Annotated in this window: 10 protein-coding genes; 6 read left to right on the forward strand and 4 right to left on the reverse strand. The window is 74.5% G+C overall.

Annotated features, from left to right (window positions below; all coding sequences use genetic code 11):
* Nucleotides 1–404 precede the first annotated feature (404 nt).
* Nucleotides 405–2,255 (reverse strand): glycoside hydrolase family 15 protein, encoded by a 1,851-nt coding sequence (locus ABKW28_RS13335; protein ID WP_348610392.1) that lies wholly within the window; start codon nt 2,253–2,255, stop codon nt 405–407.
* Here ABKW28_RS13335 and ABKW28_RS13340 point away from each other — a divergent pair.
* From ABKW28_RS13340 to ABKW28_RS13350, 3 genes are all read left to right on the forward strand, one after another.
* A complete protein-coding gene (locus ABKW28_RS13340) occupies nt 2,220–2,726 on the forward strand; it encodes a CinA family protein (protein ID WP_348610395.1) in 507 nt (168 codons plus the stop codon). The genes ABKW28_RS13335 and ABKW28_RS13340 overlap by 36 nt on opposite strands.
* A 59-nt stretch (nt 2,727–2,785) precedes the next feature.
* Complete coding sequence (locus ABKW28_RS13345) at nt 2,786–3,103, forward strand: helix-turn-helix transcriptional regulator (protein ID WP_193669286.1); 318 nt, start codon at nt 2,786–2,788, stop codon at nt 3,101–3,103.
* A gap of 182 nt (nt 3,104–3,285) precedes the next feature.
* The gene (locus ABKW28_RS13350) at nt 3,286–7,188 is read left to right on the forward strand and encodes a M12 family metallo-peptidase (RefSeq protein ID WP_348610403.1); all 3,903 of its coding nucleotides are present in this window, start codon (nt 3,286–3,288) and stop codon (nt 7,186–7,188) included.
* Here ABKW28_RS13350 and ABKW28_RS13355 read toward each other — a convergent pair.
* The 3 genes from ABKW28_RS13355 to ABKW28_RS13365 are packed head-to-tail and all read right to left on the reverse strand — an operon-like array spanning nt 7,145 to nt 13,208.
* Nucleotides 7,145–7,984: a DNA-formamidopyrimidine glycosylase family protein gene (locus tag ABKW28_RS13355; RefSeq protein ID WP_348610406.1), complete on the reverse strand. Its 840-nt coding sequence runs from the start codon at nt 7,982–7,984 to the stop codon at nt 7,145–7,147. The two genes, ABKW28_RS13350 and ABKW28_RS13355, sit on opposite strands and share 44 nt — an antisense overlap.
* Entirely contained in the window at nt 7,977–12,662 is a 4,686-nt protein-coding gene (locus ABKW28_RS13360) for an ATP-dependent helicase (RefSeq protein ID WP_348610409.1), read from the reverse strand. Before ABKW28_RS13360 ends, ABKW28_RS13355 begins: the two co-directional genes overlap by 8 nt.
* Nucleotides 12,663–12,704: 42 nt before the next feature.
* Complete coding sequence (locus ABKW28_RS13365) at nt 12,705–13,208, reverse strand: GNAT family N-acetyltransferase (RefSeq protein ID WP_348610412.1); 504 nt, start codon at nt 13,206–13,208, stop codon at nt 12,705–12,707.
* Between the two features lie 140 nt (nt 13,209–13,348).
* Here ABKW28_RS13365 and ABKW28_RS13370 point away from each other — a divergent pair, with 140 nt between their 5' ends.
* The 3 genes from ABKW28_RS13370 to ABKW28_RS13380 are packed head-to-tail and all read left to right on the forward strand — an operon-like array spanning nt 13,349 to nt 15,910.
* Nucleotides 13,349–14,275 (forward strand): ABC transporter ATP-binding protein, encoded by a 927-nt coding sequence (locus tag ABKW28_RS13370; RefSeq protein WP_193669398.1) that lies wholly within the window; start codon nt 13,349–13,351, stop codon nt 14,273–14,275.
* On the forward strand, nt 14,275–15,117 hold the full coding sequence (locus tag ABKW28_RS13375) for an ABC transporter permease (protein ID WP_348610415.1): 843 nt from the start codon (nt 14,275–14,277) through the stop codon (nt 15,115–15,117). Before ABKW28_RS13370 ends, ABKW28_RS13375 begins: the two co-directional genes overlap by 1 nt.
* A 25-nt stretch (nt 15,118–15,142) precedes the next feature.
* Entirely contained in the window at nt 15,143–15,910 is a 768-nt protein-coding gene (locus tag ABKW28_RS13380; protein WP_348610418.1) for an ABC transporter permease, read from the forward strand.
* Nucleotides 15,911–15,927 lie beyond the last annotated feature (17 nt).

Consider the following 15,927-nt stretch of genomic DNA (forward strand, 5'->3'; position numbering starts at 1 on the left):
CTCGTCGCTGGCGCTCCTCTCTGCTCGACCAACGGCACCGTTGGTTGAGCAGCGAGGGCCGAAGGCTCGAGCGACGCCGAAACCCGGTGAGCCCATGGCGTACGGCGGGTGGTTGCGGTGGGCGGGCCACTCACGGGGTCTCGGCGTCGCTCGTCGCTGGCGCTCCTCGCTGCTCGACCAACGGAGGCGTTGGTTGAGGAGGTTGCGCAGCAACCGTCTCGAAACCCGGCGAGCCCATGGCGTACGGCGGGCGCGGTCCTCACGGGGTCTCGGCGTCGCTCGTCGCTGGCGCTCCTCTCTGCTCGACCAACGGCGGTGGTCGCCGTCGTCGCTGGCGCTCCTCCCTGCTCGACCAACGGCGGAGGAGCTGGTGCCGGCTCGGCGGGAAGTGGTGCCGGGTCGGCTCAGACGTCGGCGGCGTGGCGGGCGAGGGCGAAGGCGGCCTGGGTGAGGGTCAGGTGGCTGAATGCCTGGGGGAAGTTGCCGACCATCCGGCCGGTGCCCGGGTCGTACTCCTCGGCGTAGAGCCCGACGTCGTTGGCGAGCCCGACCAGCCGGTCGTAGAGGGCGGTGGCGTCCTCGACCCGGCCGGCCTCGGCGTAGGCCTCGACCAACCAGAACGAGCAGGCCAGGAACGGGTGCTCGTCGCCCTCGAGGCCGTCGACACCCGAGTCGGTGCGGTAGCGCAGCACCAGCCCGTCACGCAGCAGGTCCTCCTCGACGGCGCGGATCGTGCCCAGCATGCGGGGGTCGTCGCCCGCGACGAGGCCGAACGAGGCCAGCACCAGCAGCGAGGCGTCGACCTCCGACGTGTCGTAGTGCTGGGTGAAGGTGCCCCGCTGCTCGTCGTAGCCCCGGGTCAGCACCTGCTCGCGGACCTCGTCGCGCAGGCGGCGCCACTCGTCGACGGGGCCGTCGAGCCCGTGCTTCTCCACCGCCCGCACGGCCCGGTCGAACGCGACCCACACCAGGGCCTTGGAGTGGGTGAAGTGCTGCAGGTCGCCGCGCATCTCCCAGATGCCGCAGTCGGGCTCCTCCCAGTTCTCCGCCAGGCTCGACAGCAGCGCCTTCTGCAGCTCCCAGGCGTTCCCGTCGGGCTCGTCCATCACCTCGCGCACCTTCTCGAGGGCGTCCATCACCTCGCCGATGACGTCGTGCTGGAGCTGGTCGACCGCGCCGTTGCCGACCCGGACCGGTCGCGAGTCCTCGTAGCCGGGCAGGTGCTCGAGCTCGCGCTCGTCGAGACGACGCGAGCCGTCGACGGCGTACATCACCTGCAGGTCGTGCGGGTCGCCCGCGACCGCGCGCAGCAGCCAGTCGCGCCACAGCATCGCCTCGTCGGTGTAGCCGGCCTCCAGCAGCGAGCCCAGCGTGAGCGCGGCGTCGCGCAGCCAGCAGTAGCGGTAGTCCCAGTTGCGGGAGCCGCCGAAGGTCTCGGGCAGCGACGTCGTGGGCGCCGCGACGATGCCGCCGGTGGCCTCGTGCGTCATCAGCCGCAGCGTCAGCAGCGAGCGCTTGACCGCCTCGGGGTGGCGCAGGTCGGTGCGGCACAGCCGCGCCCAGTCCTCGTCCTTGTCGATCGTCTCGCGGATCCGGTCCTCGAGGTCGCCCAGCTCGTCGAGCCGCTGGTGCGAGGGCACCCAGACCATCGAGTACGTCAGCTCCTGGCCGGCCTCGACGTCGAACTCGTCGTTGTGCGTGTGGTCGCGCGCCTCGGGCAGCCGCGGCCCGCGCAGGACCAGCCGGTCGGGCCCTGCCACCGCGGTGATGACCTGCTCGCCGCCGATCTCCTCGCGCCGCACCCAGGGCGTCACCTCGCCGTACTCCATCCGCACCCGCCACTGCAGGCACAGGCGCACCGTCCCCTCGACGCCGCGGATGCGGCGCACCAGGTCGGCGCGTCCGTCGCCGGTGGGCATCAGGTCGGTGAGGGTCACGGTGCCGGTCGGGGTGCGGAAGGTCGTCTCGAGCACCGACGAGGAGGACAGGTAGCGCCGGCTCGACTCGTACTCGCCCTCGGGCTCGATCTGCCAGTGCCCGTGCCCCTCGGTGCCGAGCAGGGCCGCCATGCAGGCGGGGGAGTCGAAGCGCGGCAGGCACAGCCAGTCGACCGAGCCGTTGCGACCGACCAGGGCGGCGGTGCGCCGGTCGCCGATGAGGGCGTAGTCCTCGATGCGCAGAGCCATGGCCTCGACCCTACGTGTGCGACGCTCACCTCCATGGCCCACGAGACGGACCCCGCGGCCGCGCTGCACGCGCGGCTGCAGGCACGCGGCGAGACCCTGGCGACCGCCGAGTCGCTGACCGGGGGGCTGCTGGCGGGGCTGCTCACCGACGTGCCCGGCGCCTCCGCGTCGTACGTCGGCGGGGTGGTCGCCTACGCCACCGAGCTCAAGCAGGCGCTGCTGGGCGTGCCCGCCGAGCTGGTCGCCGAGCACGGCGTGGTCTCGGCGCCGTGCGCCGAGGCGATGGCCGCGGGGGCGCTCACGGCCACGGGCGCGACCTGGGCGCTGAGCACCACCGGTGTCGCCGGGCCCACGCGCCAGGACGGTCATCCGCCCGGCACCGTCTTCGTCGGCGTCGCCGGCCCGGGCCTGCTGACGTCGTCGCGGCTCGCGCTGGTCGGCGAGCGCGAGCAGGTGCGTCGCGACACGTGCGCCCGGGCGGTGTCGGTGCTCATCGACATCCTGGAAGGGTGTGCCCGGGAAGAAGGGGACCTCCGCTAGTGTTGGCCCCCACGAAGGCCCGACCTCGACGGTCGGGCTCGCGCAGTCAGGAGATCCGCATGGTGCTGTTTCGTCGGTTGCTCGGCGACGTGCTCCGCGCGCAGCGCGTCGAGCGCGGGATGACCCTGCGCGAGGTCTCCGCCCAGGCCCGCGTCAGCCTCGGCTACATCTCCGAGATCGAGCGCGGCCAGAAGGAGGCGTCCTCGGAGCTGCTGGCCTCGCTGTGCGGCGCCCTGGACGTGCCGCTGTCGTCGGTGCTGCGCTCGGTCTCCGACGCCGTGGCCCTCGAGGAGGCGCTGAGCGCCGCCACGCCGATCGTGCCGCGCCCCGCGGCCACCGGTCGCAGCCGCGACGACGTCGTCGCCTCCGCCGCCTGAGCCCGTCGGCTCTGCCGGACTGGACCACCGCCGGGTAAAAGTTCGTCGTACGGCCCGCCGAACAGGCGATTTCGCCGTGCGTGACCCCGTGACCGGGTGGACTGTCCCTCGTTGTCGCACCGGTGGCCTCGGGCCGCCACGAGCGGACGCGCACCCGGGCGCGCCGCCGACGAGAGGACCCCATGCGTCGTCGGTTCCCGACCCTGCCCCACCTGGTGACCGCGGGAGCGCTGGCCCTCGGGCTGGTCGCCGCCCTGCCACCCGCCTCCGCAGCACCCGCCGCTCCCGCCGGCACGGCCTCCGCCGCCCCGGCCAGGACCGTGCTCGACGGCGTCTTCGACGCCCTGCCCGGCTTCGAGCTGCCCCAGGACGCCGCCGAGCGGGTGCGGGTGCGGCCCGACGAGTTCACGGCGTTCGACGTCGACGTCAGCGCGCTGGCCGGCCGGCTCGACCGGGCTCCCTCGACCGGTGCCGCCCGCCGCGGCGCCGAGCCCCTGACCGTGCGCCTGCCCGACCCCGACGGCACCCTGCAGGCCTTCGAGGTCGTCGAGGACCCCGTCATGCAGGCCGGCCTCCAGGCCGCCCACCCCGACATCCGCACCTTCGCGGGCCGCCAGGCCGACGACCCGGCGCGCACCGTGCGCCTCGACGTCACGCCGATGGGCGTGCACGCCTCGGTGCGCGGCCTGTCGGGTCGCGACACCTGGTACCTCGACCCGGTCGTGACCGCTCCCGGCACCACCGAGCACGTCAGCTACCACCGCTCCGCGCTCCCCGAGGGCCCGCACCTCGAGGAGTCCGGGCTGGTCACCTCGCTGCTCGACCAGGCCGGCGCCAGGGCCACCCGGTCGGCCCCGCCAGCACGAGCGGCCCAGGTGGCCCAGGCGCGCACCGAGCCCGGCGCCGCGGTGACCCGCCGCACCTACGCCCTGGCCCTGGTCACCGACCCGGCGTACGCCGCCTACTTCGGCACCGGCGGCCAGCCCGCCGACCCGGCGGTGGTGCTGGCCGAGAAGGTGACGCTGATGAACCGCGTCAACCAGGTCTACAACGACGACATGGCCATCCACCTGCAGATGGTCGACGGCAGCGAGGCGCTCAACCTCGACACCGCCGCCAAGGCCACCGAGCCCGGCGGCCCCTGCGGCGAGAGCCCCTGCTTCGAGGCCGCCGACCTCGAGACCGGTGGCTGCACCGGTGGCCTGCTCGACCGCAACGTCTTCGTCGCCGGCCAGCTGATCGGCGCCGACCGGTTCGACGTCGGCCACATCATGCTCGGCACCAACGGCGGCGGCGTGGCCTACCTCGGCGTCGTGGGCGAGGACCTCAAGGCCGGCGGCTGCACCGGGCTGCCGTTCCCCGAGGGCGACTTCATGGCCGTCGACTACGTGGCGCACGAGATGGGCCACCAGTTCGCCGGCAACCACACCTTCGATGGCGACCAGGGCGCCTGCTCGGGCCTGAACCGCAACCAGGGCACCTCCGTCGAGCCGGGCTCGGGCTCCTCGGTGATGGCCTACGCCGGCATCTGCGACGCCGACGACCTGCAGCCGCACACCGACCCCTACTTCTCGCAGCGCACCATCGACGAGTTCACCGCCCACGTCACCAAGGCGCCGACGAGCTACGGCGAGGAGCAGACGCTCACCTTCGGCGGCTTCGACACGCCCGGCGACACGGTCAACCTGCGCTACGAGGACCGCGTGACCTCGATCGTACGCGGCACCACGACCTACAACGTCCTCAACGTGACCCAGCAGATGCGCGCCCTCACCGGTGCCGCCGTGACCCTCGAGGGGTACGACGGCTCGGTGCTCAGCCTCAACGACGGCGGCTTCACCGTGCGCTGGCCCGACACCGACGACCACCCGCGCATCACCGTCACCGACACCACCGACGCCGGGGGCGACCCGCTCACGGCCTACGTCGGCGTGCCGGTCGAGGGCGGCCCGGCCACCAACCAGGGCTCGACCACGACCGTCACCGACAACCGCGCTCCGACGGTGACCGCCCCGGCCGACAAGACCATCCCGGTGCGCACCCCGTTCACGCTCACCGGCTCGGGCAGCGACGTCGACGGCGATCCGCTGCTCTACCTGTGGGAGCAGAACGACACGGGCGGCACCACCGGTCGGTCCCTGACCAGCAGCCGGACCTCCGGCCCGCTGTTCCGGGTCTTCGGCACCAGCGCCGACGTCTCGCTCGAGGACTCCCTGCTCTACGACTCGCCCGGCCAGAACGAGGCGAGCGGCGACCCGTCTCGCACCTTCCCCGACCTGGCCCAGGTGCTCGCCGGCACCACCAACGCCGCCACCGGCGCCTGCCCGGCCGTGAGCGGCGAGGAGGTCCCACCCGCCGTGCTGGACTGCTTCTCCGAGCTGCTGCCGACGGCCGCGCGCACCCTGCGCTTCCGGCTCACCGCCCGCGACCAGTTCCCCACCGGCGGCGGCACCCAGCACGACGACGTCGCCCTGACCGTGGGCTCGGCCGGGCCGTTCCGGGTCACCTCCCAGCCCGCCCCGGGCCAGGGCCAGCCGCAGACCACCGTGGTCGGCGGCAGCGCGGGCACCATCACCTGGGACGTCGCCGGCACCGCCGCGGCGGCGTACGCCCCGCAGGTGCGGATCACGCTGTCGACCGACGGCGGCGCGACCTTCCCGGTCGAGCTGGCCGCGAGCACGGCCAACGACGGCAGCCACGACGTCACCTGGCCGCAGGAGCGCACCAGCCGCGCGCGGGTGCGGGTCGAGGCGGTCGACAACTACTTCTTCGACGTCAACCGGGCCGACTTCGCCATCGAGCCCTCGCTCTCGGTCAGCGCCGGCTCCGAGACCGAGCAGGTCCAGCACAGCGACTCCTTCGACGAGCCGGTGGTGGTGACGCTCAGCGCCGCCCAGGTCGACGGCGACGAGCTGGCGCTCGAGGTCAGCGGCCTGGCCGGGCTCGGCGCGACCCGGGTCTCGGCGACCTCCGACGGGGCCCGCCCCGGCGTGGCCCGCTTCGAGGTCGACGGGCCGGTCACCGCCGACGTCGGCGACGCGGTCGTCACCCTGGCCGGCTCCGCGCCCGGCGGGCTGCAGGCCACCGACCGCCTCGACGTCACGGTGCTGGCCGAGGACGGCACGGTCGACTACACCGGCCCGACCACGGTGCGGGCCACCCAGGACCCGCAGCCGGTGGTGCTGAGCGCGAGCGTCGCCCAGGCCGACGACGGCGAGCCCGGCGACCTGACCACGGCGACGGTCGCCTTCGTCGACCGCGACGGCGGCGAGGTGCTGTGCTCCGACGCCCCCGACGCCCAGGGCCACGCGGAGTGCGCGGCCCTGCTCGACGTCGACGGCGCGAGCACGACCTACACCGTGGGCACCACGCTGGTGGGCCGCTTCGCGCGCGACGACCGGTCCGACGACACCGTCGTCACGGTGCTCTCGGGCAGCGCGGCGGCGCCGAGCACCACCATCAGGTCGGGCCCGGGCGAGGACTCCTTCCCGCGCAGCGGCACCGTGGTCTTCGAGCTGGCCTCCGACGACAGCGGGGCGAGCTACGACTGCACCCTCGACGGGGCAGAGGTCGACTGCGCCGACGGCGAGGCCAGGCTGGGCGGCCTGACCCAGGGCACGCACCGCTTCAGCGCCACGGCCCGCTCCGCGGGCGGGGCCACCGACCCCACCCCCGCGACGCGGACCTTCGGCACGCCCTTCTCGGCCGACCGGATCACCCAGGAGAGCGACGGCTGGAAGCTGCGCCGGGGCGGGCGCTACTACGCCAAGCGGTTCCTGCGCACCGGCAGCCGGGGCGAGGTGCTCGGCCTCGACGTGACCCGGGCGACGAAGATCGTGCTCGTCGCCACCAAGGCGCCCCGCCACGGCCGGGTCAGGGTGCTGCTCGACGGCAAGGTGCTCAAGAAGGCCGACCTGTCGCGCTCGCGCACCAAGAACGGTGCGGTCGTCACGGTCGCCCGATCCTCCAGCCCGCTGACCGGCCGGCTGCAGGTCAGGACCCTGCGCAACAGGACCATCAAGATCGAGGGGGTCGGCGTGATCAGCGCGGCCCCGGCGCGTCCGGCGCGGGACGCGGGGGTGTGAGGGGCTCCGGCTGGCAGCGCGGGCACCAGTAGATCGCCCTCTCGCGTCCGGGTGGGCCCTGCCGGTCCACCCGGACAGCCGTCGCGCACCGCCGGCAGGGCGAGCGCTCGCGGCGGTAGACCCACGTGCGCTGGCGCTCGCGCAGGTCGCCGGTGGTCGACTGCACGGCCCGCTCCTTGTTGAGCTGCAGCATCTGGCGCCCGCGGCGCACCGCCCGCGCGAGGTCGGGCACCTCACCGACCGGCAGCCTCGGGTGCAGGCCGGAGACGAAGCAGAGCTCTGCGACGTACATGTTGCCGAGCCCGGCGAGGCGGGTCTGGTCGCGCAGCGCGTCGCCCACCTCGCGGTCGGGCTCCTCGCGCAGCCGGCGCAGCGCCTCCTCCTCGTCCCAGTCGGGACCGAGCAGGTCGGGACCGAGGTGGCCGACCACCTGGTCCTCGTCGGCGGTGGGCAGCAGCTCGACGACACCGAGGGAGAAGCCGACGGCGGTGACCGTGTCGTCCCCGAGGACCACGCGGGCCTGGTAGGCCGGTCGCGACCAGCGGCGCCCCGGCGCCAGCACCCGCCACGCGCCCTCCATCTTGAGGTGGGTGTGCAGCGTCAGCGGCGGGCCGTCGGGCGGGTGCAACCGGGTGAGCAGGTGCTTGCCGCGCGAGACGGTCCCCTCGACCCGCGAGCCCACGAGGTCGGCCGTCGCGTGCTGCGGCACCCGCAGGTCGGCGACGGTGAGCACGTGGCCGGCCAGCGCCCGGTCGAGCAGCCGGGCGGCGCGGTAGACGGTGTCGCCCTCAGGCACGGCCGGTCCTCAGCCGCAGCCCCCGCGGGGTGGAGACGAAGCCGGCCGCGGTCAGCGCCTCGCGCAGCGGGGTGTCGCCCCGGCCCAGCAGCTGCTCGCCGTCGGCCTTCTCGACCGTCAGCCGCCCCAGCGCCCCGCGCCCGACGGCCTCGGCCAGCGCGGCGGCCGCGGGGTGCAGCAGGTCGGGCTCGTCGCTCCAGGTCAGCAGGGTGCGGCCGCCACGCTCGACGTAGAGCACCAGCCGCCCGTCGACGAGCACGACCATCGCCCCCGCCTTGCGGCCGGGCCGGTGCCCGCTCTCGGCGTCGTCGCGCGCGGGCCACGCGAGGGCGGCGCCGTAGGGGTTGGCCGGGTCGGTGGCGGCCAGCGCGATGGCCAGTGGTTCGCGCTCGCTCGGGTCGCCGGGTCCGGGGTCGCCGCCGACGGCCCCGTCGGCGAAGGTGCGCAACCGGTCGACCGCGCCGGCGGTGCCGAACTGGGCGGCGCCCAGCCCGTCGACGAAGTACCCCCGACGGCAGCGACCGGTGTCCTCGAAGGCCGAGAGCACCTTGTAGACGGCCGCGAAGCCGCCCGGCACCCGCTCGCTGACCACCGCGCCGCGGGTCACCACGCCGTGCCGGTCGAGCAGCCGCTCGGCCACGGCCTTGGCGCGCCGGGTCGGGTCAGGGTCGGTGCCCGGCAGCACCGCCCAGCGCCCCGCCGTCTCCGGGGGGCCGCCCCGCGCCGGGGTCAGCCGGGCCCCGGCGCCGGTGGTCGAGCCCATCCGCGGCGAGCCCATCCGGGCCCGCGGCGGTGGCCGCCGCGTGCGGTGGCTGGCGGTGCCGGTGCGGGTCAGCGCACGCAGCGGGGTCAGCGTGTCGTTGCTGACCCGCCCGGCCCACACCAGCTCCCACAGCGCCGCCGAGAGGGCCTGGTCGGTGGCCTCGACGCCGGCGGCGCGCACGGCGTCGGCGAGCTGGCGGAAGAAGTAGGCACCGCCGCCGGCGAGGGCGTCGAGGACCGCCTGCCCGGCCTCGGAGTGCTCGGGCACCTGCGCCTCGGGCAGGGTCAGCTCGGCGGAGTCGGCCAGGTGCAGCGAGACCCAGCCGTCGGAGCCCGGCAGGGTGCCGTGCCCGGCCCACACCACCTCGCCCGAGGCCGTCAGCTCGTCGAGGTACGACGTCTCGTAGTCGCGCACGCGCGCGGCCAGCACCAGCGGCTCGAGCGCCGAGGCCGGCACCGGGCAGCCGGCCAGCTGGTCGACCGCCGACAGCACACCGTCGACGCCGCGCAGGCCGCCGCGACCGCCGGCCCGACCACCGGGCCGACCACCGGGGGAGGGCGCCGCCGCCCACACGTGCTGCCAGGCGCCCAGGAAGCGGCCCAGCGCATCGGGCTCGACCGGCTCGACCTCCTTGCGCAGGCGGGCCAGCGAGCGGCGGCGCAGCTTGCGCAGGACCTCGGCGTCGCACCACTCGGTGCCCGAGCCCGACGGGCGGAACTCGCCGTCGAGCACCCGGCCCTGGGAGGCCAGGCGCTGCAGGGTCTGGCGGACCACCGCCGTGCCCAGCCCCAGGCGGGTCGCCACGTCGTCGACCGTGAACGGCCCGTGGGTGCGGGCGTGGCGCGAGACCAGGTCGCCGATCGGGTCGTCGACGGGGTCGGTGAAGGCGTCGGGGGTGCCCGGCGGGACCGGCACGCCCAGGCCGTCGCGCAGGCGGCCGACGTCCTCGATGGCGCACCAGCGCTCGGTGCCGCCCATCCGCACCTCGACGACGCGGCGGGCGGCCACCAGCTCGGCGGCCCAGGCGTCGACGTCGGCGTCGGGCACCGAGCGGGCCACGACCTCCTCGCGCGAGAGCGGCCCGAGCAGCCGCAGCAGGTCGGCCAGGCCCTCGGAGCCGCGAGCCCGGCGGTCCTCGGCGAGGCGCTGCAGCTCGGCCTCGACCTCCTCGAGCACGGCGGGGTCGAGCAGCTCGCGCAGCTCGGCGCGCCCCAGCAGCTCGGCCAGCAGGGCCTGGTCGAGGGAGAGCGCGGCGGCGCGGCGCTCGGCGATGGGGGAGTCGCCCTCGTAGACGAACTGGGCGACGTAGCCGAACAGCAGGCTGCGCGCGAAGGGCGAGGGCGCGTGGGTGGTGACGTCGGCGACCTGCACCTCGCGCCGGTCGACGCGGCGCATCAGCCCGATCAGGCTGGGCAGGTCGTAGACGTCCTGCAGGACCTCGCGCACCGCCTCGAGCACGATCGGGAAGGAGGGGTAGCGCGAGGCGACCTCGAGCAGCGCGGCCGAGCGCTGCCGCTGCTGCCACAGCGGGGAGCGGCGCCCCGGGTCGCGGCGCGGCAGCAGCAGCGCGCGGGCCGCGCACTCGCGGAAGCGGGAGGCGAACAGCGCGGACCCGCCGACCTCCTGGGTGACCAGGTCGTCGATCTCGTCGGGCTCGAAGACCACGACCTCGGCCCCGGGCGGCTCGGCGTCGGTGTCGGGGATCCGGATCACGATGCCGTCGTCGGAGGCGACCGCCTGGCCGTCGACGCCGTAGCGCTCGCGCAGGCGCGCGTTGATCGCCAGCGCCCACGGAGCGTGCACGGGCGTGCCGTAGGGGGAGTGCAGCACCAGGCGCCAGTCGCCGAGCTCGTCGCGGAAGCGCTCGACGAGCAGGGTGGTGTCGGTGGGCAGCAGGTTGGTGGCCTCGAGCTGCTCGTGGAAGTAGGTGACCAGGTTGCCCGCGGCGTACTCGTCGAGCCCGTTCTCCCGCGCCCGGGCCTCGGCCTTGGCGCGCGGCATCGACCCCAGCTCGCGGGTGAAGGCGCCGACCGCCGCGCCGAGCTCGGCCGGGCGGCCCAGGCTGTCGCCCTTCCAGAACGGCAGCCGCCCGGGGATGCCGGGGGCGGGAGTCACCAGCACCCGGTCGTGGGTGATGTCCTCGATGCGCCAGCTGGTGGCGCCCAGCGCGAAGACGTCGCCGACGCGGGACTCGTAGACCATCTCCTCGTCGAGCTCGCCGACCCGTCGGCCCGGCCCTTCGCCCCCGACGAGGAAGACGCCGAAGAGGCCGCGGTCGGGGATGGTGCCGCCGCTGGTGACGGCCAGCCGCTGCGCGCCGGGGCGCCCGGTCAGCTCGCCGGTGACGCGGTCCCACACGATGCGCGGGCGCAGCTCGGCGAACTCGTCGCTGGGGTAGCGCCCGGCGAGCAGGTCGAGCACGCCGTCGTACGCCGATCGCGGCAGCCCGGCGAAGGACGCCGAGCGCTTGAACAGCTCGAAGAGCTCGTCGACGCCCCACGGCTCGAGCGCGGTGGCGGCGACGACCTGCTGGGCGAGCACGTCGAGCGGGTTGGTGGGCACCCGCAGCGACTCGATCGCCCCCGACCGCATCCGCTCGACCGCCACCGCTGTCTGGGCCAGGTCGCCGCGGTGCTTGGGGAACAGCACGCCGCGCGAGACCTCGCCGACCTGGTGGCCGGCGCGCCCCACGCGCTGCAGGGCGCTGGCGACGCTGGGCGGCGACTCGATCTGCACGACGAGGTCGACCGCGCCCATGTCGATGCCGAGCTCGAGGCTGCTGGTGGCGACCACGGCCGGCAGCCGGCCGCGCTTGAGGTCGTCCTCGATGAGGGCGCGCTGCTCCTTGGAGACCGAGCCGTGGTGGGACTTGGCGATCACCGGTGCGCTGCCCTCGGTGGCGCCCGACTGGCCCATCGCCTGGGCCGGGACCTTGTCGCCCGGCGCGGGCTCGACCCCGGCACGCTCGGCGGCGATCTCGTTGAGCCGGGCGGTCAGCCGCTCGGAGAGCCGGCGGGAGTTGGCGAAGACGATGGTCGAGCTGTGCTGCTCGATCAGGTCGACCACGCGCTCCTCGACGTGCGGCCAGATGCTCGAGACCCGCTCGGCGCCGCCGCCCGGGTCGTCGTCGCCGGGAGCGTCGTCGAAGGCCCCGCCGGGGCTGGTCATGTCCTCGACCGGCACCACCACCGACAGGTCCCACTGCTTCTCGCTGGGCGGGGAGACGACCTCGACCGGGGCGGTGCCGCCGAGGTAGCGGGCGACCTCCTCGACCGGGCGCACCGTGGCGGACAGGCCGATGCGCTGCGCGGGCCGGTCGAGCAGCGCGTCGAGCCGCTCGAGCGAGACCCCCAGGTGGGCCCCGCGCTTGGTGCCGGCGACCGCGTGCACCTCGTCGACGATCACCGTCTGCACCCCGCGCAGCGCCTCGCGGGCCTGCGAGGTGAGCATCAGGAACAGCGACTCGGGCGTGGTGATCATGACGTCGGGGGGCGCGGTGACCATCTTGCGCCGGTCGGCGGCGCTGGTGTCGCCCGAGCGGACCCCCACCCGCACCTCGGGCAGCTCGGTGCCCAGGCGCGCGGCGGTGTGGCGGATGCCGGTCAGCGGGGCGCGCAGGTTGCGCTCGACGTCGACGGCCAGCGCCTTGAGGGGCGAGACGTAGAGGACCCGGCAGCGCTGCTGCTTGTCGCTGGGCGGGGGGTCGGTGAGCAGCCGGTCGATCGACCAGAGGAAGGCGCTCAGCGTCTTGCCCGAGCCCGTCGGGGCGACGACCAGCGCGTGCCGCCCGGCGCCGATGGCTTCCCACGCACCTGCCTGGGCGGGCGTGGGCACCGCGAACGCCGCCGCGAACCAGGTGCGGGTGGGCTCGCTGAAGCGCTCCAGGGCGGCGTGGGGGGCGACGACGTCGGGCACCGGGCAAGTCTGGCCCACGGCACCGACAACGGGTCCCACCCGTCAGGTCAGGTGCAGCTTCATGCCGTCGTGGCTGGCCACGTAGCCGAGCCGCTCGTAGAGGCGCCGGGCGCCGGGGCGGGACCGGTCGGTGCTCAGCTGCACCAGCCCGGCACCGTGGCTGCGGGCGTAGCCGGTGATCCACTCCAGCAGCTCGGTGCCCAGCCCGAGGTGGCGCACCGAGGAGGCCACCCGCACCGCCTCGACCTGCAGCCGCAGCGTCGCTCGTCGCGACAGGCCGGGCAGCATCGTCAGGTGCGCGGTGGCCACCACCTCGCCCTGCGGCGAGCGCACCGCGAGCAGCAGGTTGTCGGGCGAGCGGTCGATGCGGGCGAAGGCCCGCAGGTAGGGCTGCAGGTCGCCGCCCTCGCGCCCGCGGCCCAGCTCGTCGTCGGCCAGCAGCGACACGAGCGCCGGCACGTCGCCGCGGCGCGCGCGGGTGACGGCGTACGCCGTGCCGTCGACCTGGAGCACGCCCAGGCGCGAGGCGTCGTCGGTGATGCCCATCAGGAGGTCTCCTCACGTGTGCGGACCACCCGCGCGAACCTAGTCGCTGGTCGCCGTGGTGTCTGCCGGGCGCCCCGAAGAGGAGTCCCTAGAGTGTCCGCGTGCCCGACCACAGCGACCACAGCGCCCCCGGGCACCCGATGATCGAGGCCCGTGGGCTGCGCAAGAGCTTCGGCGCCTTCGAGGCGGTGCGCGGCATCGACGTCGAGGTGCAGCGGGGGGAGGCCTTCGGCTTCCTGGGCCCCAACGGGGCCGGCAAGTCCTCGACGATGCGCATGGTCGCGGCCGTCTCGCCGGTCACCGACGGGCGGCTGCGCATCCTGGGGCTCGACCCCGCCGTCGACGGGCCCGCCATCCGGGCCCGGATCGGGGTCTGCCCGCAGGAGGACACCCTCGACACCGAGCTGTCGGTGCGCGACAACCTCTACGTCTACGGCCGCTACTTCGGGATGGGGCGCCGCGAGGTGCGCGAGCGGGTCGGTGAGCTGCTGGACTTCGTGCAGCTCACCGACAAGGCCGACGCCCGCGTCGACGACCTCTCCGGTGGCATGAAGCGGCGCCTGACGATCGCCCGGTCGCTGGTGAACTCGCCCGAGCTGCTGCTCCTCGACGAGCCCACCACCGGGCTGGACCCGCAGGCGCGCCACGTGGTGTGGGAGCGGCTCTTCCGGCTCAAGCAGCAGGGCGTGACCCTGGTGCTGACCACCCACTACATGGACGAGGCCGAGCAGCTGACCGACCGGCTCGTGGTGATGGACAAGGGCCTCGTGGTCGCCGAGGGGTCGCCGCTGCAGCTGATCCGCGAGCACTCGACGCGCGAGGTCGCCGAGCTCCGGTTCGGCGTCGCCGAGCCGGGCGCGGGCCACGACCGGCACGTCGAGCGGGTCGCCGACCTCGCCGAGCGTGTGGAGGTGCTGCCCGACCGGCTGCTGCTCTACACCGCCGACGGCGAGGAGACCCTGGCCAAGGTGCACGAGCGCGGTCTCGAGCCGGTGGCCACCCTGGTGCGCCGCGCCACCCTCGAGGACGTCTTCCTGCGCCTGACCGGACGGACCCTGGTCGACTGATGAGCAACCCCGCACCCAGCAGCCCCGCACCGAGCAACCCGTCCGCGGGCAGCGCCCCGACCAGCACGCTGCGCGGCGCGCTGCGCCTGGTCGACTACTGGGCCACCGTCTACCGCCGCACCTGGCGCGGCAGCATCGTCTCCTCGTTCATCACCCCGCTGCTCTACGTGCTGGCGATGGGGGTGCTGCTGGGCGGCTTCGTCGAGGCCGACCCCGCCACGCTCGAGGGGGCGACGTCGTACCTCGCCTTCGTGGTGCCGGGCCTGGTCGCGGCGACCTCGATGACCACCGTCGTCGGCGAGGTCACCTACCCGGTGATGGCGATGGTGAAGTGGAACAAGACCTACTTCTCGATGACCGCCACCCCGCTCGGGGTGCGCGAGATCGCACTGGCCCACCTGGGCTTCGTGGCCTTCCGGGTCGCGGTGACCGCGGCGGTCTTCCTGGCCGTCACGGCGCCCTTCGGCGTCTACGAGTCGGCTCCCGGGGTGCTGGGCGCCTTCGTCGTGCAGGTCCTGCTCGGCATGGCCTTCGCGGTGCCGCTCTACGCCTTCGCGGCCGGGCTGCGCGACGAGACGGCCTTCTCGCTGGTCTTCCGGCTCGGGATGATCCCGATGTTCCTCTTCTCCGGTGCCTTCTTCCCGGTCGCCAACCTCGACGCGCCGCTCGAGGCCCTGGCGCGCGCGACGCCGCTGTGGCACGGCGTCGACCTGACCCGGATGCTCGTGCTGGGCGTGCCCGACTGGTCGATGGCGGCCGTGCACGTGGCCTACCTGCTCGCCCTGGTCGTGCTCGGCTGGTGGTGGGCCGTGCGCCGCCTGGCCCGACGGATGCAGCAGTGAGCGGCCCCGTGGGGGAGGCGGCGACATGGTGGTGACCGCGAGCACCGGGCTGATCCTGCAGCGCAACTTCCTGGCCTACCGCCGGGTCTGGTGGATCTTCGCCACCGGCTTCCTCGAGCCCGTCTTCTACCTCTTCTCGATCGGCGTCGGCGTCGGCGCGCTCATCAGCGGCTTCGAGGTCGGCGGCCGCGAGATCCCGTACGCCGAGTTCGTCGCGCCCGGGATGCTCGCGGCGTCGGCGATGAACGGCGCCGTGCTCGACTCGACCTTCAACTTCTTCTTCAAGCTCAAGTACTCCAAGCTCTTCGACCAGATGCTGGCCACGCCGCTGACCACGACCGACATCGCCCGCGGCGAGCTGGCCTGGTCGCTGCTGCGCGGAGGTGTCTACTCGCTCGGCTTCCTGCTGGTGATGCTGTCGATGGGACTGGTCTCGTCGTGGTGGGCGGTGCTGGTGCTGCCGGCCGCGCTGCTCATCGGGCTGGCCTTCGGCGCGGTGGCGATGGCGCTGACGACGTACATGCGCTCCTGGCAGGACTTCGAGCTGGTCACCCTCTCGACGCTGCCGATGTTCCTGTTCTCCGCGACCTTCTTCCCGGTCACCACCTACCCCGGGGTGCTGCGCTGGGTCGTGGAGGCCACGCCGCTCTACCGGGGCGTGGTGCTGTGCCGCGAGCTGACCACGGGCGTGGTCACGTGGGACTCCGCGGTCTCGGTGGTCTACCTGGTGGCGATGGGGCTGGCCGGGCTCCTGGTCGCCCGGCGACGCCTCGACTCGCTGCTGCTCACCTAGCCCCCGCACAATGGGCA

This window comes from Nocardioides sp. 31GB23, from assembly GCF_040012395.1.
Classification (GTDB): domain Bacteria; phylum Actinomycetota; class Actinomycetes; order Propionibacteriales; family Nocardioidaceae; genus Nocardioides; species Nocardioides salarius.

Coding starts and splice junctions, on each gene's coding strand:
- ABKW28_RS13370 (WP_193669398.1), top strand. CDS start 13,349: ATGATCGAGGCCCGTGGGCTGCGCAAGAGCTTCGGCGCCTTCGAGGCG.
- ABKW28_RS13380 (WP_348610418.1), top strand. CDS start 15,143: ATGGTGGTGACCGCGAGCACCGGGCTGATCCTGCAGCGCAACTTCCTG.
- ABKW28_RS13350 (WP_348610403.1), top strand. CDS start 3,286: ATGCGTCGTCGGTTCCCGACCCTGCCCCACCTGGTGACCGCGGGAGCG.
- ABKW28_RS13345 (WP_193669286.1), top strand. CDS start 2,786: ATGGTGCTGTTTCGTCGGTTGCTCGGCGACGTGCTCCGCGCGCAGCGC.
- ABKW28_RS13365 (WP_348610412.1), bottom strand. CDS start 13,208: ATGGGCATCACCGACGACGCCTCGCGCCTGGGCGTGCTCCAGGTCGAC.
- ABKW28_RS13375 (WP_348610415.1), top strand. CDS start 14,275: ATGAGCAACCCCGCACCCAGCAGCCCCGCACCGAGCAACCCGTCCGCG.
- ABKW28_RS13340 (WP_348610395.1), top strand. CDS start 2,220: ATGGCCCACGAGACGGACCCCGCGGCCGCGCTGCACGCGCGGCTGCAG.